Source organism: Streptomyces sp. NPDC005551 (genome assembly GCF_042871785.1).
Classification (GTDB): Bacteria; Actinomycetota; Actinomycetes; order Streptomycetales; family Streptomycetaceae; genus Streptomyces.
In genome coordinates this window covers 512,441-533,756 of record NZ_JBIAJE010000004.1, presented here as the reverse complement: position 1 = coordinate 533,756, position 21,316 = coordinate 512,441, and the positions used below count along the sequence as shown (strand labels likewise).

At 69.3% G+C, this 21,316-nt stretch carries 19 protein-coding genes and 1 tRNA gene; 11 read left to right on the top strand and 9 right to left on the bottom strand.

The genetic code is table 11. From position 1 onward, the window contains the following. Positions 1–3: 3 nt before the first annotated feature. The 4 genes from ACFYP4_RS14770 to ACFYP4_RS14755 form a co-directional block, all read right to left on the bottom strand. Complete coding sequence (locus tag ACFYP4_RS14770; protein WP_358852901.1) at positions 4–834, bottom strand: MBL fold metallo-hydrolase; 831 nt, start codon at positions 832–834, stop codon at positions 4–6. After that, the gene (locus tag ACFYP4_RS14765; RefSeq protein WP_388785558.1) at positions 831–1,700 is read right to left on the bottom strand and encodes an NUDIX hydrolase; all 870 of its coding nucleotides are present in this window, start codon (positions 1,698–1,700) and stop codon (positions 831–833) included. Before ACFYP4_RS14765 ends, ACFYP4_RS14770 begins: the two co-directional genes overlap by 4 nt. A 175-nt stretch (positions 1,701–1,875) precedes the next feature. Further along, on the bottom strand, positions 1,876–2,343 hold the full coding sequence (locus ACFYP4_RS14760) for a RidA family protein (RefSeq protein ID WP_358852903.1): 468 nt from the start codon (positions 2,341–2,343) through the stop codon (positions 1,876–1,878). Next, positions 2,340–2,501: a DUF4177 domain-containing protein gene (locus ACFYP4_RS14755; protein WP_010986011.1), complete on the bottom strand. Its 162-nt coding sequence runs from the start codon at positions 2,499–2,501 to the stop codon at positions 2,340–2,342. The genes ACFYP4_RS14760 and ACFYP4_RS14755 overlap by 4 nt, the downstream gene beginning before the upstream one ends. A 72-nt stretch (positions 2,502–2,573) precedes the next feature. Between ACFYP4_RS14755 and ACFYP4_RS14750 the strand changes: the two genes are divergently transcribed. Continuing rightward, the gene (locus ACFYP4_RS14750) at positions 2,574–3,551 is read left to right on the top strand and encodes an ArsA-related P-loop ATPase (protein WP_358852904.1); all 978 of its coding nucleotides are present in this window, start codon (positions 2,574–2,576) and stop codon (positions 3,549–3,551) included. Next, on the top strand, positions 3,548–5,110 hold the full coding sequence (locus ACFYP4_RS14745) for an ArsA family ATPase (protein WP_388785555.1): 1,563 nt from the start codon (positions 3,548–3,550) through the stop codon (positions 5,108–5,110). Before ACFYP4_RS14750 ends, ACFYP4_RS14745 begins: the two co-directional genes overlap by 4 nt. 343 nt (positions 5,111–5,453) lie before the next feature. Here ACFYP4_RS14745 and wblA read toward each other — a convergent pair whose 3' ends face one another. Then, positions 5,454–5,792: a transcriptional regulator WblA gene (gene wblA / locus ACFYP4_RS14740; RefSeq protein ID WP_059133594.1), complete on the bottom strand. Its 339-nt coding sequence runs from the start codon at positions 5,790–5,792 to the stop codon at positions 5,454–5,456. Positions 5,793–6,201: 409 nt separating this feature from the next. On the opposite strand from wblA, the gene ACFYP4_RS14735 reads away from it, so the two are divergent. Next, on the top strand, positions 6,202–8,526 hold the full coding sequence (locus ACFYP4_RS14735) for a transglycosylase domain-containing protein (protein ID WP_358852906.1): 2,325 nt from the start codon (positions 6,202–6,204) through the stop codon (positions 8,524–8,526). 296 nt (positions 8,527–8,822) lie between these two features. Here the strand turns inward: ACFYP4_RS14735 and ACFYP4_RS14730 are convergent, their stop codons facing one another. Then, positions 8,823–9,290 carry a GatB/YqeY domain-containing protein gene (locus ACFYP4_RS14730; protein ID WP_358852907.1) on the bottom strand — a complete coding sequence of 156 codons (468 nt, stop codon included), beginning with the start codon at positions 9,288–9,290 and terminating at the stop codon, positions 8,823–8,825. Between the two features lie 164 nt (positions 9,291–9,454). Here ACFYP4_RS14730 and ACFYP4_RS14725 point away from each other — a divergent pair, with 164 nt between their 5' ends. The 7 genes from ACFYP4_RS14725 to ACFYP4_RS14695 all read left to right on the top strand — a co-directional run bounded on the left by ACFYP4_RS14725 (position 9,455) and on the right by ACFYP4_RS14695 (position 16,964). After that, positions 9,455–10,381: a metallophosphoesterase gene (locus tag ACFYP4_RS14725; RefSeq protein WP_388785552.1), complete on the top strand. Its 927-nt coding sequence runs from the start codon at positions 9,455–9,457 to the stop codon at positions 10,379–10,381. Between the two features lie 397 nt (positions 10,382–10,778). After that, entirely contained in the window at positions 10,779–11,558 is a 780-nt protein-coding gene (locus ACFYP4_RS14720; RefSeq protein ID WP_358852909.1) for a Pr6Pr family membrane protein, read from the top strand. A 33-nt stretch (positions 11,559–11,591) separates the two neighbouring features. Then, a tRNA-Pro gene (locus ACFYP4_RS14715) sits at positions 11,592–11,665 on the top strand. A 170-nt stretch (positions 11,666–11,835) separates the two neighbouring features. Further along, the gene (locus ACFYP4_RS14710; protein ID WP_388785550.1) at positions 11,836–12,711 is read left to right on the top strand and encodes a hypothetical protein; all 876 of its coding nucleotides are present in this window, start codon (positions 11,836–11,838) and stop codon (positions 12,709–12,711) included. Positions 12,712–13,196: 485 nt separating this feature from the next. Continuing rightward, the gene (locus ACFYP4_RS14705) at positions 13,197–13,643 is read left to right on the top strand and encodes a hypothetical protein (RefSeq protein WP_388785548.1); all 447 of its coding nucleotides are present in this window, start codon (positions 13,197–13,199) and stop codon (positions 13,641–13,643) included. 16 nt (positions 13,644–13,659) lie between these two features. Further along, complete coding sequence (locus tag ACFYP4_RS14700) at positions 13,660–16,188, top strand: hypothetical protein (protein WP_388785546.1); 2,529 nt, start codon at positions 13,660–13,662, stop codon at positions 16,186–16,188. A 29-nt stretch (positions 16,189–16,217) separates the two neighbouring features. After that, positions 16,218–16,964: a hypothetical protein gene (locus ACFYP4_RS14695; protein ID WP_388785544.1), complete on the top strand. Its 747-nt coding sequence runs from the start codon at positions 16,218–16,220 to the stop codon at positions 16,962–16,964. Between the two features lie 187 nt (positions 16,965–17,151). Here ACFYP4_RS14695 and ACFYP4_RS14690 read toward each other — a convergent pair whose 3' ends face one another. The 3 genes from ACFYP4_RS14690 to ACFYP4_RS14680 form a co-directional block, all read right to left on the bottom strand. Beyond that, positions 17,152–18,666: a LacI family DNA-binding transcriptional regulator gene (locus tag ACFYP4_RS14690; RefSeq protein WP_388785542.1), complete on the bottom strand. Its 1,515-nt coding sequence runs from the start codon at positions 18,664–18,666 to the stop codon at positions 17,152–17,154. Between the two features lie 29 nt (positions 18,667–18,695). Further along, positions 18,696–19,070: a helix-turn-helix domain-containing protein gene (locus tag ACFYP4_RS14685; protein WP_388785540.1), complete on the bottom strand. Its 375-nt coding sequence runs from the start codon at positions 19,068–19,070 to the stop codon at positions 18,696–18,698. A 133-nt stretch (positions 19,071–19,203) separates the two neighbouring features. Further along, positions 19,204–19,695 carry a helix-turn-helix domain-containing protein gene (locus ACFYP4_RS14680; protein ID WP_388785538.1) on the bottom strand — a complete coding sequence of 164 codons (492 nt, stop codon included), beginning with the start codon at positions 19,693–19,695 and terminating at the stop codon, positions 19,204–19,206. Between the two features lie 269 nt (positions 19,696–19,964). Between ACFYP4_RS14680 and ACFYP4_RS14675 the strand changes: the two genes are divergently transcribed. After that, positions 19,965–21,182: a DUF3631 domain-containing protein gene (locus ACFYP4_RS14675; RefSeq protein WP_388785702.1), complete on the top strand. Its 1,218-nt coding sequence runs from the start codon at positions 19,965–19,967 to the stop codon at positions 21,180–21,182. Positions 21,183–21,316 lie beyond the last annotated feature (134 nt).

Sequence of the window (21,316 nt, the reverse complement as noted above, 5' to 3'; positions counted from 1 at the left end):
CGGCTAGATGAGGCCGTGTTCCTGGAGGTAGTCCATCTGGGCCCGTACGGACAGTTCCGCGGCGGGCCACAGCGAGCGGTCCACGTCGGCGTACACGTGGGCGACGACCTCGCCCGGCGACCGCAGGCCGTTCTCGACGGCCGTCTCCACCTGGGCGAGGCGGTGGGCGCGGTGGGCGAGATAGAACTCGACGGCGCCCTGCGCGTCGTCGAGGACGGGGCCGTGGCCCGGCAGGACGGTGTGGACGCCGTCGTCGACCGTCAGGGACCGCAGCCGCCGCAGCGAGTCGAGATAGTCCCCCAGGCGGCCGTCGGGATGGGCCACCACGGTCGTACCGCGCCCGAGGACGGTGTCCCCGGTCAGGACGGCCCGGTCGGCCGGGAGATGGAAGCACAGCGAGTCGGCGGTGTGCCCGGGGGTCGGCACGACCCGCAGTTCCAGGCCGCCGACGGTGACGACGTCCCCGTGGGCGAGTCCTTCGTCGCCGAGCCGCAGCGCCGGGTCCAGCGCCCGCACCTTCGTGCCCGTCAGCTCGGCGAACCGCCCGGCGCCCTCCGCGTGGTCCGGGTGCCCGTGCGTGAGCAGGGTCAGCGCGACCCGCTTCCCCGCCCGGTGCGCCGTGTCCACGACGTTCCGCAGGTGTCCGTCGTCCAGTGGCCCGGGGTCGACGACGACCGCGAGCTCGGAGTCCGGCTCGGACAGGAGCCAGGTGTTCGTGCCGTCCAGGGTCATCGCGGACGCGTTCGGGGCCAGGACGTTGACGGCCCGCAGGGTGGCGGGACCGGAGAGGACGCCGCCCCGCGGCTGTCCTGGAAGGGCTGCTGCTTCCGTCATGCGGGGGCTCCCCCGGTCGGGATGTGCTTGGTGAACTCGTCGTGCCCCGGCCAGGACAGGACCACTTCGTCGCCCTCCAGACGGGCCTGCGCCAGAACGGGCGTCAGGTCGCGGCCCTGCGCGGCGGCGAGGGCGTCGGCGGCCGTGGCGTACGGGAGCAGCTGGCGCAGGGTCGCGATGGTCGGCGGCATCATGAGCAGCTCGCCCCTGTCGTACCCCCGCGCCGCTTCCGCGGGCCTGATCCACACGGTGCGGTCGGCCTCCGTGGAGGCGTTGCGGGTGCGCTGGCCTTCGGGGAGGGCGGCCACGAAGAACCAGGTGTCGTAGCGCCGGGGTTCGAACTCGGGGGTGATCCAGCGGGTCCAGGCGCCGAGCAGGTCCGACCTCAGGACGAGCCCGCGGCGGTCCAGGAACTCGGCGAAGGAGAGGTCCCGGGCGACCAGGGCCGCGCGGTCCGCCTCCCACTCCTCGCCCGTCGTGTCGCCGACCACGGTGTCCGGGGTGGGCCCGGCGAGCAGGACGCCGGCCTCCTCGTACGTCTCACGGACCGCCGCGCAGACGACGGCCTGGGCGGACGTCTCGTCGACGCCCAGCCGGTCCGCCCACCACGCGCGCGTGGGACCCGCCCAGCGGATGTGGTGCTCGTCGTCGCGGTGGTCCACGCCGCCGCCCGGATACGCGTACGCGCCTCCGGCGAAGGCCATGGAGGCGCGTCTGCGCAGCATGTGCACCACGGGGGCGCCGTCGGTGTCCCTGAGCAGCATGACGGTGGCCGCCCGTCTCGGGGCGACCGGTGTGAGCGTGCCGTCCGCGAGCGCACGGATCCGCTCGGGCCACTCCGGTGGGTACCACTGCCCATTCGCCATGGCCGGAGGCTATCCCGTGGCGCGATGATGTTCGAGAGGCGGCCGTCGGCCGACCGGGAGCGGTCCCGGACCGACCTGGGGGCGACCCCCGGGCGGCAGGGGCCGGGTCCCGGGCCGGGTCCGGGCCGGCAGGCGCCGGGTCCCGCACGGAAAGGGCCTGCCCCTGGGGGGCGGGTTACGCCCCGGTCAGCTCCACCTGGATCTCGACCTCGACCGGCGCGTCCAGCGGCAGGACCGCCACACCCACCGCGCTGCGGGCGTGCACGCCCTTGTCGCCGAGAACCTCGCCCAGCAGTTCGCTCGCACCGTTCAGGACACCGGGCTGGCCGGTGAAGTCCGCGGCGGAGGCCACGAAACCGACGACCTTCACGACGCGCGCGATGCGGTCAAGGTCCCCCGCCACCGACTTGACCGCGGCGAGCGCGTTCAGCGCACAGGTACGGGCGAGGTCCTTGGCCTCCTCGGCCGTGACCTCGGCGCCCACCTTGCCGGTCACCGGGAGCCGGCCGTCCACCATCGGCAGCTGGCCGGCCGTGTAGACGTACACGCCGGACTGCACTGCGGGCTGGTACGCGGCCAGCGGCGGAACGACCGCCGGCAGCGTCAGGCCGAGCTCGCGGAGCCTGGACTCGACGGCACTCATGCCTGCCTCTCCCGCTTCAGATAGGCCACCAGCTGCTCGGGGTTGTTCGGCCCGGGCACGACCTGGACGAGCTCCCAGCCGTCCTCGCCCCAGGTGTCCAGGATCTGCTTCGTGGCATGGACGAGCAGCGGCACGGTTGCGTATTCCCACTTGGTCATGTGGCCGACTGTATCCGCTGTTATCCACAGCCTCCCGCGTAGCCCGGGCGCGGACTGGTTAGGCTCGAAGACGTGAGCAGGCTCCAGGTCGTCAGTGGCAAGGGCGGTACCGGCAAGACCACGGTAGCCGCCGCCCTCGCGCTCGCCCTCGCGACCGAGGGCAAGCGGGCCCTCCTCGTCGAGGTCGAGGGCAGGCAGGGCATCGCGCAGCTCTTCGAAACAGAAGCGCTGCCTTACGAGGAGCGGAAGATCGCCGTCGCTCCGGGGGGCGGGGAGGTGTACGCACTGGCCATCGACGCCGAGCTGGCCCTTCTGGACTACCTCCAGATGTTCTACAAGCTCGGCGGCGCGGGACGGGCCCTGAAGAAGCTGGGCGCCATCGACTTCGCGACCACCGTCGCACCCGGCGTACGGGACGTCCTCCTCACGGGCAAGGCCTGCGAGGCCGTCCGCCGCAAGGACAAGAGCGGCCGCTTCGCCTACGACTACGTGGTGATGGACGCCCCGCCCACGGGCCGCATCACCCGCTTCCTGAACGTGAACGACGAAGTGGCCGGCCTGGCCAGGATCGGCCCGATACACAATCAGGCGCAGGCCGTCATGCGCGTCCTGAAGTCCGCCGAGACGGCCGTCCATCTGGTGACCCTGCTGGAGGAGATGCCCGTCCAGGAGACCGCGGACGCCATCGCCGAACTGCGCGCGGCCGGGCTGCCGGTGGGGCGGCTCATCGTGAACATGGTGCGTCCCGCCGTACTGGGTCAGGCCGATCTGGAGCTCGTCGGGGCCGCTCCCCGGAGCGGCATCGCCAAGTCGCTCTCCACGGCCGGACTCGGCGGCGCCCGTCGCGGCGGGCTCGCCGAACGGCTCGTGGAGCCGCTCCTCCAGCAGGCCGAGGAGTACGCCGAGCGCCACACCCTGGAGCACGAGCAGCGGGCCGTGCTCAGGGAGTCGGGCCTGCCGCTGCACGAACTCCCGCTGCTCGCCGAGGGCATGGACCTCGCGGGCCTGTACGAACTGGCCAAGGAACTGCGTCAGCAAGGGATCTCATGAGTCCGGACCCGGCACGCGCCCAGGGCCACGGCCCCGCATCCGATCAGGCCCGCGCGATCGACTCCGCACGCCTTCTGGACATCGATCCGCTGATCGACGACCCGAAGACCCGCATCGTGGTGTGCTGCGGCTCGGGCGGTGTCGGCAAGACGACCACGGCGGCGGCCCTCGGGCTGCGCGCCGCCGAGCAAGGCCGCAAGGTGGTCGTGCTGACCATCGACCCGGCCCGCCGGCTCGCCCAGTCCATGGGCATCGACTCCCTCGACAACACCCCGCGCCGGGTGAAGGGTGTCGAGGGCGAGGGTGAACTGCACGCCATGATGCTGGACATGAAGCGCACCTTCGACGAGATCGTCGAGGCGCACGCGGACGGTGAGCGGTCGGCCGCCATCCTGAGCAACCCCTTCTACCAGTCGCTTTCGGCGGGCTTCGCGGGCACGCAGGAGTACATGGCGATGGAGAAGCTGGGGCAGCTGCGTTCCCGCGACGAGTGGGACCTGATCGTCGTCGACACGCCGCCCTCGCGTTCGGCGCTGGACTTCCTGGACGCGCCGAAGCGGCTCGGCTCGTTCCTCGACGGCAAGCTGATCCGGGTCCTGATGGCACCGGCGAAGGTCGGCGGACGCGCGGGGATGAAATTCCTGAACGTCGGGATGTCCATGATGACGGGCACCCTGGGCAAGCTGCTGGGCGGTCAGCTGCTGAAGGACATCCAGACGTTCGTGGCGGCGATGGACACGATGTTCGGGGGCTTCCGCAAGCGGGCCGACGCCACGTTCAAGCTGCTTCAGGCGCCCGGGACGGCCTTCCTGGTGGTGGCGGTCCCGGAGCGGGACGCGTTGCGTGAGGCCGCGTACTTCGTGGAGCGCCTGGCCGCCGAGCACATGCCGCTGGCGGGTCTGGTCCTCAACCGGGTCCACGGCAGTGGCGCCGCGCATCTGTCCGCCGAACGGGCGCTCGCCGCGGCGGAGAACCTGCAACTCGCCACCGCGGAGAATCGTCACTCCGGAAGCGCCGGGGGCCAGGGAAGCGCCGGGGGTGACGAACTCGCCGGAGCGGGCGAAGTCGTCGGGGCCCCCGGGGGCGAGGGCCACACGACCCCGGTCACCGGGGACTCCACGGTCGTAGAAAATCTTGCGGCCGCCCGCATTGTGGATCAGGGCGACGGGAAAGCTGGTCTTCGTAACTCTCCCGAAACGTACGGCAGTTCAGAATCTCCCGTCGATCCGGTTCCCGCTTCTCCTTCTGTCTCCCCGTCCCCGTCCGCGTCTCCGTCCTCGTCCCCGTTCGCTTCCGCTTCCGCTTCCGCCGAAGGCTCCCCCGCCACGGACGGAGCAGTCGAACAGCTCACCTCGGGCCTGCTGAGGCTGCACGCCGAGCGGATGCAGCTGCTCTCCCGTGAGCGACGTACACGCGACCGCTTCACGGCGCGCCATCCCGAGGTCGCGGTGGTCGAGGTGGGCGCACTGCCCGGCGATGTGCACGACCTCGCGGGGCTGCGGGACATCGGGAACCGGCTGGCGGCCCATCGGCCGGAGCTGCCCGAAGCCGACGCCTGAGGCGCGAGGCTCGGCCTGCGCCGCGCATGACAGCCCGAGGCTGAGCGGTGCACAAGGCAACCGAGGCCCGGGATGCGGCCGGGTAGCCGAGGCCCGGGATGTGGCCGGGTCACTAGCCGCGGTCCGTGCTGCGCCGGCGTGACGCGGCACCCGGGCCCGAGGGCTCGACCAAGCGGCCGGGGGCGCCGACGCCTGATCGAGGCGTCCCGCGCCCGCACCTGAGAGGCCCCTGTCGTGTGTCACGGGGGCGTGCTCTTCGTGCCAGGGGGTGGTGGAGACGGACCCGGCGGACCCGCCGCCGCGGCCCGAAGGCACGGCGTCCGAGTCCGAGGGACAGGTCCCCTCAGCCCACCGCCGCGTAGTTCTCGTACACCTCTTCCTCGTCGAGGGGCAGCAGGCCGGCACCGCGCTCGTACTCCGTACGCGCGGTCTCCAGCAGCCGACGCCACGACGTCACGGTCGGTCGCCTGCGCAGCAGTGCGCGGCGCTCACGCTCCGTCATGCCACCCCACACGCCGAATTCGACGCGGTTGTCGAGCGCATCGGCGAGGCACTCCGTGCGCACCGGACATCCGGTGCACACCGCCTTCGCCCGGTTCTGCGCTGCTCCTTGAACGAACAGTTCATCCGGATCGGTAGTGCGGCAGGCCGCCTGCGCACTCCAGTCGGTTACCCAGCCCATACCGGCGCCGTCCTCTCCCGAATCGAGGCTCCCCCACGGCGGCAGCGGCATATTCACCGCCGCCAGTTGAGGACGTTACGGAAGGCGGGCACAGCGCAACACCCCCTTCGGGCCCAATCTTGAATGGTCCGAACGGACTATGCGTAAGCGGCAGATCACCCGGGGGAGTGAGCGCAGGACATACGGCGGTTTCCCGGCAGACCGGGACAGTTCAGTTGAGCCACAACGGACGCCTGATGACACACGAGGCGGATTCGGACACGCCCCCGACAAAAATATCGGAAGACGTCCGGAACGATTCGGGGTCGCCGGACGTACTTGATACGTGGCCCTGCTGCTGTGACAGTTGAGAGCAGCTTAGGCCAAGGCATATACGCGTGTCCGGCGAATGAGAACGTAGGCTGCCCTCATGCCAAAGAAGCGCTCGGGCGGTGGTCTGTCCCCATCGCAGCAGGCCGCCAAGTTCCTCGGTGTCAGTGTGCTCGCCGGAGCGGTGCTGGCCGGAATCGCGTTGCCCGCCGCCGGCGCGCTGGGCCTCGCGGCCAAGGGTTCCGTCGAGGGTTTCGACGAGATCCCCGCCAACCTCAAGCGGCCCCCGCTGAGCCAGCGCACCTCCATCCTGGACAACCAGGGCGGCCAGATCGCGACGGTCTACTCGCGCGACCGCACGGTGGTCGACCTCAAGGACATCTCGCCGTACATGCAGAAGGCGATCGTCGCCATCGAGGACTCGCGCTTCTACGAGCACGGCGCCGTGGACCTGAAGGGCATCCTGCGTGCTGTGAACCAGAACGCGCAGAGCGGCGGAGTCGCCCAGGGCGCGTCCACGCTGACGCAGCAGTACGTGAAGAACGTCTTCGTGGAGGAGGCGGGCGACGACCCGACCAAGGTCGCCGAGGCCACCCAGCAGACGCTCGGCCGCAAGATCCGTGAGCTGAAGTACGCGATCCAGATCGAGGAGAAGCTCGGCAAGAAGCGCATCCTCGAGAACTACCTGAACATCACCTTTTTCGGGGAGCAGGCCTACGGCGTCGAGGCCGCGGCCCAGCGTTACTTCTCCAAGCCGGCCAAGAGGCTGAACCTCCAGGAGTCCGCGCTGCTCGCGGGCATCGTCCAGTCGCCCAGCCGGTACGACCCGGTCAACGACGAGGCGGAGGCCGTCAAGCGGCGCAACACCGTCCTCCAGCGCATGGCCGAGGTGCACGACATCTCCCGGCAGGAGGCCGAGAAGGCGAAGAAGAAGCCGCTCGGACTGCACGTCAGCGAGCCGAAGAACGGCTGCATCACCGCGGTCAAGGGCGCCGGTTTCTTCTGCGACTACGTGCGCGAGGTCTTCCTGAACAACACGGTCTTCGGCAAGACCAGGGAGGCCCGGGCCAAGGTCTGGAACCAGGGCGGCCTGACGATCCGTACGACGCTGGACCCGCAGGCCCAGGAGTCGGCTCAGGCGTCGATCAAGGAGCACGTCAACAAGAGCGACGACGTGGCCACCGCCGCGACCGTCGTCGAGCCCGGCACCGGCAAGATCCTCGCGATGGGCCAGTCGCGTCCGTACGGCTTCGGCAAGAACCAGACGCAGATCAACCTCTCCGTGGACAAGTCGATGGGCGGCGGCGCGGGGTACCAGCCCGGTTCCACGTTCAAGCCGATCGTGGCCGCGGCCGCCGTGGAGGGCGGCAAGCCGGCGACGCAGCAGTACTCCTCCCCGTACGAGATGGAGTACCCGAGCCCGGTCTCCGTCTGCGACGGCAAGAACTGGACCAACCTCCAGAACGAGAAGCTCACGAACGAGAACGAGTCGGAGCACGGCCCGTACGGCATGAAGGAAGCGACCGCCAAGTCGGTCAACACCTACTACGTGCAGCTGATCAGCGACATCGGCATCTGCCCGGTGACCGACATGGCGAAGAAGATGGGCGTGAAGCGCGCCGACGGTTCCAAGATGGCGCAGGCACCGTCCATCGCGCTCGGCACGCAGGAGATGTCGCCGCTGACGATGGCGAGCGCGTACGCGACCTTCGCCTCGCGCGGCACGTACTGCACGCCGATCGCCATCGAGTCGATCAGCCAGATCGTGGGCGACGAGAAGAAGTCCCTGCGGGTGCCGCGGACGAGCTGCTCGCGGGCGATGTCCGAGACCACCGCCGACACCATCAACACGCTGCTGAAGGGCGTGGTCGAGGACGGTACCGGTACCGAGGCCGGCCTCACCGGCCGCGCCAGCGCGGGCAAGACCGGTACGACGGACTTCCGCTACGCCGCCTGGTTCGTCGGGTACACGCCGAACATGGCCGGCGCGGTCTGGGTCGGCGACCCCGCCCACAAGCGCCGGATGACCGACATCACCATCGGCGGCGTCTACCGCGACAAGGTGTACGGCGGTGAGGTCCCCGGCCCCATCTGGCGGGACATGATGACGGGCGCCCTGCAGAACAAGCCCGCGCCCGACTTCAACCTCGTCAACATCCCCGACGGCGGCAGCGGCAGCGGCCGCGGTCAGGACGACGGCGGCAACGGCGACGGCAACGGGCACGGGAACGGGGGCGGGGGCGGGAACGGCAACGGGGGCGACGGCGGCATGACGACCGACGGCGGTATGACCACCATCGGCGGTACGACGACCGGCGGCGGCACCGACGGCGGCGCCTTCCCGACGCCCTCCTTCTCGATCCCCGAAGGCTTCATCCGGGGCCAGGGCAACGGCGGCAACGGGTTCGGGGGAAGGAACGGCTAGCCGGGCCGCCCGGCCCGGCGGGGCTCCGCGCTCCACGTTCCTCTGCGACACGGCGGTGGGGGCGCCCCTGGTGAACGGGGGCGCCCCCACTTTTTCGCGCGTCGACACTCTGGGGTGAGCCGGGGCTCAGCAGGCCGCGGGAAGCTCTCTCACGCGTTCGACCTCTCGGGTGAGCTGAGGGCTCAGCTGTCCGCGGGAAGCCCCCTAGCGCGTTCCACTTCGCGGGATGGTCCGGGGGCTCAGGTGCCCCCGGGAAGCCCCCTCGCGCGTTCCACCTTTCAGGATGGTCCGGAGGCTCAGCCGCCCGCGAGGAGCTGCTTGACCACGGCGGCGACGCGGCCTCCCTCGGCCTGACCGGCCACCTTCGGGTTCACGATCTTCATGACCTGGCCCATGGCGCGCGGTCCCTCGGCACCTGCCGCCCGGGCCTCCTCGACCGCCTGGGCGACGATCTGCCGAAGCTCCTCGTCCGACATCTGCTTGGGCAGGTACGTGGCGAGGACCTCGCCCTCCGCCTTCTCCCGCTCGGCCGACTCGGCACGCCCGCCCTGCGCGAAGGCGTCCGCCGCCTCGCGGCGCTTCTTCGCCTCGCGGGTGATCACCTTCTGTACTTCGTCGTCGGAGAGCTCGCGCTTCGTCTTGCCCGCGACCTCCTCCTTGGTGATCGCGGCGAGGGTCAGCCGGAGCGTCGAGGAGCGGAGCTCGTCGCGCTCCTTGATGGCGGAGTTGAGGTCTTCCTGCAGCTTCGACTTGAGCGTGGTCATGTCGTCGATTGTCGCAGGTACGGGGAGACGAACGCCCGTCGATTTCGCGGGGGCCGTCCCGTTGCCGGGCCGGGAGTTGCTCCTGGGGCACCTCGGGAGGTGCGGGCCCCGAAGGTTGTCCACAGGCGGGCGTCGGTCCCTTCGCGGTCTGACACGATGGACGCATGCGCGCGCTATACGGAGTACCAATGGGAATCACGGCGGTGGGCGCCGCCGGTCTGTTGTACGCGGCGGGTTTCGAGGCCCGCTCCTTCCGTCTGCGACGGGTGACGGTCCCGGTCCTGCCACCGGGTATGCGTCCCCTGCGGGTGCTCCAGGTGTCCGACATCCACATGGTGAGCGGTCAGCGCAAGAAGCAGCGCTGGCTGCGCTCCCTCGCGGGGCTGCGGCCCGACTTCGTCATCAACACCGGGGACAACCTCTCCGACCCGGAAGGCGTCCCGGAGGTACTGGACGCGCTGGGCCCCCTGATGGAGTTCCCCGGGGCGTACGTCTTCGGGTCGAACGACTACTACGGCCCAAAACTCCGCAACCCCGCCAAGTACTTGTTCGAGAAGGCCCAGGGCCGGCACGGCCTGAACGGCAACGCGCCGGCGGTGAACGCGGTGCACAACCCGTGGGAGGACCTGCGGGACGGTTTCGACTCGGCGGGCTGGCTCAACCTGACCAACACACGCGGGACGCTGAAGATCGAGGGCGCCTCCGTCGAGCTGACCGGCCTCGACGACCCGCACATCAAGCGCGACCGCTACGCACGCGTGGCCGGCGGCCCGTCGGAGTCCGCGGACTTCTCGATGGGTGTCGTGCACGCTCCGTACCTGCGCAGCCTGGACGCCTTCACAGCGGACGGCTATCCGCTGATCCTGGCGGGCCACACCCACGGCGGTCAGCTCTGCCTCCCCTTCTACGGCGCCTTCGTCACCAACTGCGACCTGGACACGGACCGGGTCAAGGGCCTGTCCCGGCATCACGCGGAGGGCCGGACGGCCTACATGCACGTGTCGGCTGGCTGCGGCACGAACCGCTACACACCGGTACGGTTCGCGTGCCCGCCGGAGGCGTCGCTGCTGACGCTGGTGGAGCGGAAGTAGACGGGGGCCGCCCTGGCACGCGGCCCTTGCTGATCCCTGGCGGAGGGTTGGCTGCTCAGTGGGTGAGTGACTGGGGCGAGGGCTTGACGGCTCGGGTTCGGGGCCGCCGGGGTCGGTGGAGAGCGATGCCGGGACTACCCGGGGGTCTTAGGACGCCGGGAGCGCCGGGGGTCTGGGGAGGCCGGGACTATCCACGGGAGTGAGGACGCCGGGACTATCCGGGGTCTGAGGACGCCGGGACTGCCAGGGGGCCTGGGGAGGCCGGGACTGCCGGGGGCGGGGCCTGCTGGGGGCGGGCCTGCTGGGGCGGGCCTGCTGGGGCGGGCCTGCTGGGCGATGTAACCCGCTCGGCTTGTCCCGTATCGCCCGATTCGCGGCATCCACTTAGCGTGAGCTCATGACCGCCCCGATACCCAAGGACATGCCGGACCTCCCCGCGATTCCCGGTATCCCCGCGCCGGCCCCGTTCATCGTCCCCGCGACCGCGGTGGTGGCGCCCGTACGCCGCCGCGCGACAGCCGTCTACCGCCTTCTGGTGGTCCTGGCGGCCGCGGCCGGCGTGGCCATGGAACTCCGCTGGGGCAGCCCCGTCCGGGTACTGAGCTACTTCACGATCCAGAGCAATGTGCTGCTGGCCGTGGTGCTCCTCGCCTCGGCGCGGCGCGCGTGGACGGCCCGACGCCCCCTGCATCCGCTGGTGAACGGCGGCGCCCTGCTCTGCATCGTGATCACGGGCCTCGTGTACCACGTGATCCTGGCGAATGCGGCCAGCCCGTTCTCGATGACGGGCGACGCGCCGAGCGGCTGGCACGCGGTCGCGAACCATCTGCTGCACACGGTGACGCCGATCGCGGCGCTGGTGGACTGGCTGCTGCTGACGAGCCCGGCACCGGTGCGGGTGAGCCAGGCGGCCGTGTGGCTCGTCTACCCCGTGGCCTACCTGGCGTTTTCCGTCGCCCGCAGCGCGATGATCCCCTCGACCTCGTCGGTGCGGTACCTGTACCCGTTCCTGGACGTGGACCGGCACGGTCACCTGGGCGTTCTCAGCAACGCCCTGCTCCTGGGCCTCGCCTTCTACGCCCTCGCCCTCCTGCTCGTGGCCGCCGACCACCTCCGCCCGGACCCGGTCCGCCGCCGCGCCAAAACCGGATTTCGTCTCCAGCCACCGGTGGGCTAAAGTAAACGACGTCGCCGCGACAGCAGCGACAATCGGGGTGTAGCGCAGCTTGGCAGCGCGCTTCGTTCGGGACGAAGAGGTCGTGGGTTCAAATCCCGCCACCCCGACAGCTGAAACACCAGGTCAGGGGCCTGATCCGCGAGAGCGGATCAGGCCCCTGAGTGGTTTTCCAGGCATCTTGGGAGCCGTTTGGGAGCCGACTTCGGGATCCGGCTCCCGAGGCACGAAGATCTCCTGTGCAACAGAGACTGTCGGTGTCGGTGGCTAGCCTGCTGCCATGGCCATCCAGACCCTCACGCTAAGCGTTCTCATCGCATCCCCGGGCGACACTGCCCCTGATCGCGATGTGGTGGAGGACGCCATCCGCAGTTGGAACAGCGATCACACGATGCGGCGCAAGATCCATCTCCTCCCTCTGCGCTGGGAGCTAGGAGCCGTGCCGTTGGTCGGTCAAGGCGATGCGCAGGAAGTGATCAACGCGCAGTTCGCCGACGAGGCAGACATCGTCATCGCGGTGTTCAACAGCCGACTCGGCCAGGCAACGAAACGCGCCGTCTCCGGCACGGCCGAGGAGATTCTCCGGGCCCGTGATCGCGGCGCGGCGGTGCATGTCTTCTTCTCCGACGCGCCCATCCCGCGCGACCATGATCCGGAGCAGCTCGCCGCGCTGAACTTGTTCCGCAAGGAGGTCCAGGAGCACGGCCTGACGGGCAGCTACGCCTCCGCTGACGACCTGAAGGCGAAGGTCAGGACGTGCCTGGAGCACGACGCGTACAAGGCCGGCAACCTTGGCGGCGGCGAGCCGGACCGCTCGCGGCCAGGGGCTGTTCTCCGCTCCAGTTACACGTGGGAAAACGAGCCCAAGCAAGACAGTCGCGGTCGGGTCAAGATGCGGCGTACGAGGCAACGGCTCCTCGTGGAGAACCTCGGAGAAGTCGCAGCGGAAAACGTCGAGCTGGAGATGAGCCCCGTGGGCGAGGGGAACAACCCCACAGCACTGGGAGAGCTCACCGCTATGCGCATTCCGCCCAAGTCGTCTGTGAACTTTCCCATCGCGCTCCATATGGGGGCCGCCAGGCAAGGAACCATCGTGCACCGATGGACGGAGTCGGGCAAGCCGTTCTCGGAGCAACAGACGATCTCGTGGACTTAGGCGGACAGCGCTCTGAGGACTGCTCGGCGGCAATCCAGGCAGCCTTCAGAACGACGCCTCCTCGACAGCAGAACGCAGTCCACCGGCAGCACGGGCACCTGACATCCAGAATCAGACACCACTCCAGCGCGAACACAGATCGAACATCGTGTGGTTCCAGCCGAGGACGAGAGCTGCAGGGGCAAACGCTTGAAGCCACCGACTCATCACTCAGGCCACATGATGCCGCTACCGACTGTCAACACTTGCTCTTCGGCCACCTCACCAAGAGACCGATTTCCCATCTGTCCTTCCCCTTGATCACCCTCGTACGGTGAAGCCCGTTTTTGCCCGCGTACATGCCGGTCGCACCTACCGATGGGAATTGCGGCTGTCGTACGGGCTCAGGGGGAGGAAGCACGCACATGGACCCGTTGGCATTTCCCGTCCTTGCCGGAACGCTGCTGACCGAGGCGGTCAGGTTTCTCTTCGACCGAGCGAGTGCGGTGTTGGACCGGCGTGCAGGTCGAGTACCGGTGGAAGAGCCGGAGCAAGTGCCGGAGCAGCTGCAGCCCCTGTTGGTCAGGGCCCCCGCACTCACTGACGAGCGCGTCGCACGCATCACCGGGGCCCATGGCGCGCTCCGCGTCTACCTGTCGCGGCCCGAGATCCTCCAGGGCGATGACAACGAATTGCGGGAGCTTCTGGGACGCCTTCGTCGGGACCTGGAGGAGGTATATGGGCGCCGCTTGCCCTTTGGCGACGAGAAGGAGGCGGACCGGCCCGGGGTGGAGGTCTCGCAGAGGGCCGACTCCCTTCGTGGCAAGCAGGTCGGCATGCGCGTCGGCGGCGGCATCACGGAACGCGGACGGGCACGCGTCGATCAGGAGGCCGAGACCATCGAGGAGACGGGCGAACAGGTCGGCATCGAGGTAGAAGGCACGATCGGCTGAGGCAGGCGGCAACAGCATGAGCTTCGATGACAGCCCTACTGGAGAGCGCCCGCCGCAGGCCCTGCCCCCATCCGCGGAAAGCGACGGGCGAGAGGGCGAGCAGCCGGCACCCTGGGCGCAACCCGCGTCGGGACCGCAGAATCCAACTACCGAACCGAGCAGCCTGCCCGAACTGCCACCTTTCCCTCCCGACCCGTCCAGCAACGATGCGTCGACCATGCCGGCAATCAAGACGTCGGCAGAGACCGCGGACGCCGAGCGCCCCTCCGACGACAGCTTCCCGCGGCGGCCTACGGCGTGGACACCGACGCGTGACGCGGTCGAGGCGGTCGGGCAGGCCGCCGTGCTGCAACGGGCCTTCATCAACAACGGCGAACAAGTCGGCACGAAGTACGTGTACGAGCAGACTCTCGACTCGCACGCCCCAATCTCGCCTGAGTACCTGGCCGTAGTCCACGAGGTGTACGCCGAGCCCCGTTATGAGGACCGACTGGCGCCCAGCTCCTTTAAGCAAGCTCTTGAAGCCCTGCGTGCGGCAGGCTCCGTCCTGGTCATCAGCCGGCCGCCGAATAGCAGCCGGACCTTCACCGCCTACGCATTGTTCGCTCATCTCCTGGACGACGGCGTCATAACCGAAGTGCGGCCGCTGCCCTTCGGCGGCTCCAAGCACTTCCCAACCAGGCGCCTTCCACACGACCACCGCTGCGGGTACCTGCTGGAACTGCCGCCCGACGAGGATGACTTCGCGGTCGAGGACTCCTTCGGGGCCAACCTCAACAAGCTCGTCGAGCGCCTCCAGCGGCGTGACTGCCGACTGATCGTCCTCACTCGACCCGAGCAGTGGAGGCGCATAAGCCATGGGGCGCCGGACGGCGTCGCCGCGGAGTTGGGCACGGTGGATCCGCGGGACATCGCTGAGCGGTGGCTACTCGGGCAGGAGCCCGACTTTCCAGCAGATCAGTGGCTTGATCACCCGAACATCAAGCCACTCCTTACCGGCCAAGCCCCAACCGATGTGCTCAACCTCGTGCACCTCATGTTGGAAGAGCACCGGGCAGCCCAATCCGCAGCCGCAGATGCATCCGACCCAGGCCAGACGCTCAAGCATCAGCGGGACGGTTCCCCCTGCCTGACGTTCGAGGAGCAAGTGGTCAACGTTGCGGCTGCCCACAGCAACTGGGAAGACGCGCTGTACATGTGGCACGAGCCCGAAGGGCGCTCCCGTACCAGCTTCGAGCGCAACTTCCTGCTGGCTGCCGCTGTTCTGCGCGGCGATCCGGTCGGACATGTCTACGCCAGGGCGGCGAAGCTGACCGAACAGCTCGACAGTGCAAAGGTCGAGGTGGACGGACAGCGGGAACCCGGAGTCATCGCCATGACGAGGGCCATCGGAGCAGAGCGCAAGGATGACGGCACCCTCACCTTCACCCGCCCGCACTGGGACGACGCCGTCATCGAGTACTTCTGGAACGACCGCCCTCTGGCTCGCACCACGTTCTTGAAGTGGCTCGCACAGGCACCTGTCCTCGACACCAACACGAGCAGGGAAGCCCTGGAGATCATCAGCAGGGATGGTCGGCTTGCCCTGGCAGAGCGCGTAGGCCAGTTCGCTCTGCAATGGGCCGTTCGCCATCGGCGTCAGACGCCGCTGGAGCGGATCGTCGAGGAGTGGTACAAGCACGGAACCACCAAGGAGCTGTGGCCGCTGGCCGTTGAACTGCTGGACTCCGCAGCCATCCATGCCGCCAGCGCTCCCTACATCCATTCCATGCTGCTCGCCTGGTCGAACCGAAGCCAGCCCCACCTGCAGAGAGCCGTTGTAGAGGTGTGTACAGGCGCGTTCGGCCGTCGGCATACCGCCAAGGCACTGCGTCGGCTCAGGAATGTCGCCGCGCAAGGTCGTCCGGACGTGCTCGACGTGTTGCGCGAGGCGGTACGCGTCCTATGGGAGGACGCCACCGTACGGCAGATGTTGTTCGGGTACGTCGTCGATTGGTGCAAGTCGGATACGACGAGCCAGACCGTCGGTCACCGAACGTTCACCGCGCTGGCCCTGAACTCCCCGTCCGAGGCAACCGGCCTTCCGCCACTCCTCCAAGCGATGTCCGAAAAGAGCCTCGACGAGGAGGACTCCTTCCGCCCCACGGTGCAAGGACTTGTTACGGGCTGGCGCACTCTGCTGCGTCAGGCCGCGGGGCCGACAGGGGAACGCGACCTCGACAAAGCCGTCTTCACCTGGCTTGATGCGGCACTGGAACGGCATGAGCTCAGGTCGGTCATCTTCGACACGCTGCGCCGGGCCGTGAATGTTCCAGGTACCGAAGGGCCAATCCTTCGCGAGACTCTGCGCACTTCCGCCCAGTGGTGGGTCCAGGGCCAGGACCGTCCCTACGCCGAGGAGAAGGAAGACCTCAAACGCGAATTGTCCGCCCTGCTCGACCAGGACCTCATCGCCCGACGTAATCAGCCGGTCGTGTCTCAGCCTGTCTCGCCCAGCGCGCCCGGTGATGAGCCTCAGGGCGATGCGGAGGTCAACGCCGCATGAGACGCCGGACCGCCAAGGCGCCTACGCCGATGACAGACGAAGACGCCCGCTGGACGTCCGTCTTCACGGACCGCCTCAAAAGCACGGACCCGTTGCTGTTCTTCACTGCCGAGATCCGGGTGACCTGGCACCGCGCCGACGCCACCGCGCCGGCGAATCGGCATACGGCGCCGCGCCTTGCGAGAAGAGCGATCGAGAAGGAGGCCGAGCGCTGTGCCGTCCTCCGTCCCGAAGCCGCCGAGCAGGACATCACCATCGCCGTCCGGGCACAGCTGCCCCTCGTGGCGGACGGCGTGGTGGTCACCGACGTGCACGTACGCATCAGCGTGGAGGACACCACGCGGAAGGCTGCTCTCCACTCGGAACGCGTGCAGCAGGAGTATCGGCGGCAGGAGGAACGCATCCTGCACGACCACGAGCTGGACGAGCTGGCACGACGGCAGGTCCGAGCCCGCGAGGCGTTCCTTCGGGAGGAGATCCTCTCCAACCCGGCCGCCGCCCGCCTCTATGGGCTCCTGGAGGGGGCGTCGAAGCAGTGGTCCCGGCTCGGCGGCCCGCCGACGGGCACCGACCTCGACGACCTGGTGCGTGAGGTGCAGCAGTGGCAGCCAGGACAGCAGTGGGTGACGGTGGCACAGCTGCTCCACAACTTCGTTGCCGGTCTGACAGAGGAAGGGCGCAGAGAACTGCTCACCCTCCTTGTCGACGCTGTCCGCGCGTTCGGCGACGAGTACACCGCCGACCGCCTCGCACTCCTCTCGGATGAGGTGCGGTGAAGACTGCTGTGCTGCGCTGGGTGCTTGCCCCTGTCACCAGCATGTTGGCTCTGCGGCTGCGTGTACGGGGGCGTGGTCGTTTGTCCTATGACGCCGCCTGGCGCCTTGCGCGGGTCATGCGGCATCCAGACGAGATGGGCTACCGCCTTCACGGCCACCGCGGCGACGACACGTAGTGGGGAATCAGTCAGCGCATGGCGAGACGTACCCGCAGCAGGTCGTTGAGTACGCGCACTGGTGACGTTGCGCACATCGCCAGGCGGGCATCGAGTGCAGCCTCCCACTGCTGGGTCAGGCCCCCCATGAGCCGCCGGCGCATGCCCGGGGTGACGTGGGCGTAGCGCGCGGAGACGGAGCCGTCGATGTGGCCCATGCGCTCGTCCATGAGGACCTTCTCGGTGCCGAGATCCTCCATCATCGTCCGGTGGGTGTGGCGCAGGCCGTGGGGCGTGAGGCCCCTGGCGATCGGAACCCAGCAGGCGTCAGCCCGGTCCGTGGCGTTGCGTCCCCGGGCCGGGACACCTGGCCACGGCTCACCGAGGAGCGGTACGGGTCGTGCCTCCTGGGGCGCCTTCTTCGGGTACCAGCCGGAGACCGCCGGGGTGAACAGCCAGGTGGCGAAGCCATTGCGGCGCCAGTGGGCGGCGTGTTCCGACACGGTGCCGCCTCGTACGAATCCGAGGTCCGCGATGGCCTGTTCCACCTTCGCCCTCGTGGCCTTGGCGACGCGCGCGGGGTGGTTGAGGACGTTGGACACCGTGCCCGTGGAGACGCCGGCGCGGCGGGCGACGTCGACCAACTTGGCACCCTGATGGCCGCCGGTGCGGGCCGCGCCGAGCCCTCGGTAGACGTAGGACTTGCCATGGCAGGGGCACGGCGTCGGCTTCGTACGGGCGATGTGGTTGGCGACCAGGGCCGAGAGCCAGTCCGGTGAGTCGAGCGTCCGGTAGCTGTCGTCCTTGGGCGGGACGCGCACCAGCTCGCCTGTGTCCAGCTCGTACAGCTGCCACTCGACGCGGAAGGATCCGGGCCGGACGAACTCCCTCTCCAGCCCGACCATTTCGGCCCAACGCATCCCGGTGTGGCCCTTCTGCACCACGGCGACGAACTCGTCGTCGCGGCCGGAGAGCAGCGAAGCGCGCTCAGCGGTCAGCAGGATGCCGAGCGCATCGGTGATGACCTTCTCCGGGCCGCGGTCGCGTGAGCGGCCGGCGCGCTTGCCACGCCCGCGCCGCCTGGCGGCCGGATTCGACGTGATCAGGCCCTCGTCGATCGCGTCCTCGAGGATCAGGTGGAGCGTCGAGCGCCAGGTCTTGACGCTGGAGGCCGCGTACACGGCCCGCTCCTTCTTCTCCCACAGCTCGACGTCCGTGCGGAGGATGCCGACAAGCGCCTTGTCCTCGAACTCGGGGAGCAAGTGCTCCTCGATGTGCCGCCGGTAGTTCTGCATCGTCGACGCTGCCAGGTCCTGGGCTTGGTACCAGCGGCTCGCGTACTCGCCGAACGTCTCCTGCCCGAGGGCCGGATCGCGCCAGTCGCCGCGCCGGTACTTGTTCTCGGCCTCGCTCGCGGCGCGCTGGGCTTCGCCCTTGGTGGCGAACCTGATCGCCTTGCCGCTGTCGTCGACGACCGTGAGGTGCTTGCCGGGCGCGATCTTGTATCGGCCACGCCAGTAGTTTGCCCGCTTCTCGGCGAATCCCATGTGTTCCTCCCCTCCTCTTGCGTCGTCTCTTAGGCGGCGGTCCCGAACTGAGCCTGGCGGGCCCGGCGTGGCGGGCGAGCACGGAGGCGGCTCGCGGGAAGGGGGACGGCGGACGGAGGAGCGAGAGTGTCCATCTTCGGGACAGCGGCAGCCCCGGCAGGGTTGCCCGGAACGGCCGGACGGGCCTCGTGCATGCGGATGATCTCCGCGAGGTGATCGCCGGTGAAGCGATAGGCGCGGCCGACCCGGGTGAAGGGGATCAGCCGCCTGCGGGCACGGTCCTTGACCCACCAGGCGGAGCAGCCGAGCACAGCGGCAACGTCCTCGGGGAGAAAGAGGCGCGGCGGCGCGGCGGCGGCGTGTGAGGTCTGGGCGGAGGCATGGGGTATCGCGGTGTGGCGCAAGCAGGGGTCCTCTCCTGGCGCGGCGAATGGGGCGGCAACCCCGGCCGGGCCGGTGTCGTTCAGGGGATGGGATGGGCGGGCGGTGCTGGCCGTGGCCTGGGGTTTGCGATCCACGGCGGCCGGTAGGAGTGGGCTACGGCTGAGGCGGCGAGCCGAACTCCTCCTGGTTGATCTTCATGGTGTTCTCGGCGATGGCGTTGCTGACCATCACGTCGGCCGCCTCGCGGATGGCCGGGTGCTCGTCGAGGTAGGCGACCAGTTCGTTGTTCGCCCGGCGGTACGCGTGCTGAGCTCTCTGGGCAGCCGCGTTGGCGGCCACGACGGTGTCGATCAGCTCCATGGCGCGGCCGGCGGCGGCCAGGGCCGGCGGGCCGACGAGGTTGGACAGCGACACCCCGAAGACCTCGGCGAAGCCGATGGCCTCGTCGAGGTTGATGCGGCGCTTGCCGTTCTCGATCCGCCACACCGCCGACGGGTTCATCTCGTAGCCGGCCTCGTTGAGGCGGTCGGAGAGCGTGGTGGTGCTCCAGCCCCGCTGCTCGCGCTCGGCCTTGATCCGCTGGGCGGCGTTGTCCTCGCCCTTGAGCAGCACGGCGGGTGCCTCGTCATGGTCGTCGTCGGACATCCACCCTCCTTCCAATTGCAGCAGGCCCCTGCAATCTGCAGCGACCGTCCAAGAGTACATCACCTTCTGCCACTTGCAAAGCGCCTCTGCATGGGGCATAGTCGTTGTCATGCCGGAGCCCTGTGGACCGGCATGCAAAAGCCCCCCGGTGCTTGCGACACCGAGGGGCTCAAAGCGCAAACCTCACGCCGCCCATCCCTGAACGACTAGCTGCATAGCCGGGATTGCCGTCCCATATGGCCTGCAGATTGAGGAGCTCGATGTCCAGTATGGACGAAGCCACCCCGAACACGCCACCACTCACCACCACGCCCGTGCCGTCACCCGGCCAGTCGGCCACCGAGGAGCCCGATCCCACCCCGGCCTCCGAGGGCGAACGGGTACTCGCCGGCCTGCGGGCGCAGATCCGCCGGTACGTCGTACTGCCGAGCGAGGAAGCCTTCACGGCGGTGACGCTGTGGGTGGCGGCCACGCACCTGCAGACGGCGTGGCAGCACGCCCCGCGCCTCGCGGTCGTCGGACCGGCGAAGCGGTGCGGCAAGTCGCGGCTCCTGGACGTGATCACCGAGACCGTCCATGACCCGCTGATCACGGTCAACGCCTCGGCCGCCGCGGTCTTCCGGTCGATCACCGAGACGCCGCCGACCCTGCTGGTCGACGAGGCCGACACCCTCTTCGGCTCCGCGAAGGTCGCGGAGAAGAACGAGGAGATGCGCGGCCTGCTCAACGCCGGCCACCAGCGCAACCGGCCCACCCTGCGGGTCTCCGGCCCCAACCACGAGGTGTCGAAGTTCCCCACCTTCGCCATGGCAGCCCTCGCCGGCATCGGAGACCTACCCGACACGATCATGGACCGCTCGGTCGTGATTCGGATGCGCCGCCGCAGGCCGGGCGAGAAGGTCGCGGAGTTCCGCACCGTACGGGGCACACCCGCGTTGCACGCCCTGCGCAACCGGCTCGTGGCCTGGCTCGCCCCGCTCCACGCCGAGGCGACCAACATGACGCCACCCATGCCGGTCGAGGACCGGGCGGCCGACACGTGGGAGCCGCTGGTCGCGGTCGCCGACCTCGCCGGGGGACCGTGGCCCGAGGCGGCCCGCGCCGCCTGCCTGGAGATGACGAGGCACGAGGCCGAGCAGGATCAGGACCACAGCGCCCTGAACATCCGGCTCCTCGCAGACATCCGCCGCGCCTTCGTCGCCGAGGGCAACCCGCCGGTCATCCGCACCGGCCGCCTGCTCGGCATCCTGAACGAGGACGCCGAGTCGCCCTGGCCGGAGTACAGCGACAGGGGACTGACAGCGCGTGGTCTGCAGATCCTGCTGAAGGATTACGGCATCAGTTCGGCCAACCGCCGCTTCCCCGACGGATTCCAGGCCAAGGGCTTCACCCGCCTGCAGTTCACCGACGCCTGGGCCCGCTACTGCCCCGAGCCCGCACCGGCCGCCGAGCCGATGACCTTGCCGGAACTCGCGACCAGCGCCTGACCCGACACGACCCGTCCCGACCCGTCGCCGCGCAGGTCAGAGCCGGGACGGGTCACCGGCCCGCAACGAGTCGACCCGACATCGCCACCCTGACCCGTACCTGCTCTGACCAGGCACGCGACGGGTCGCAACGA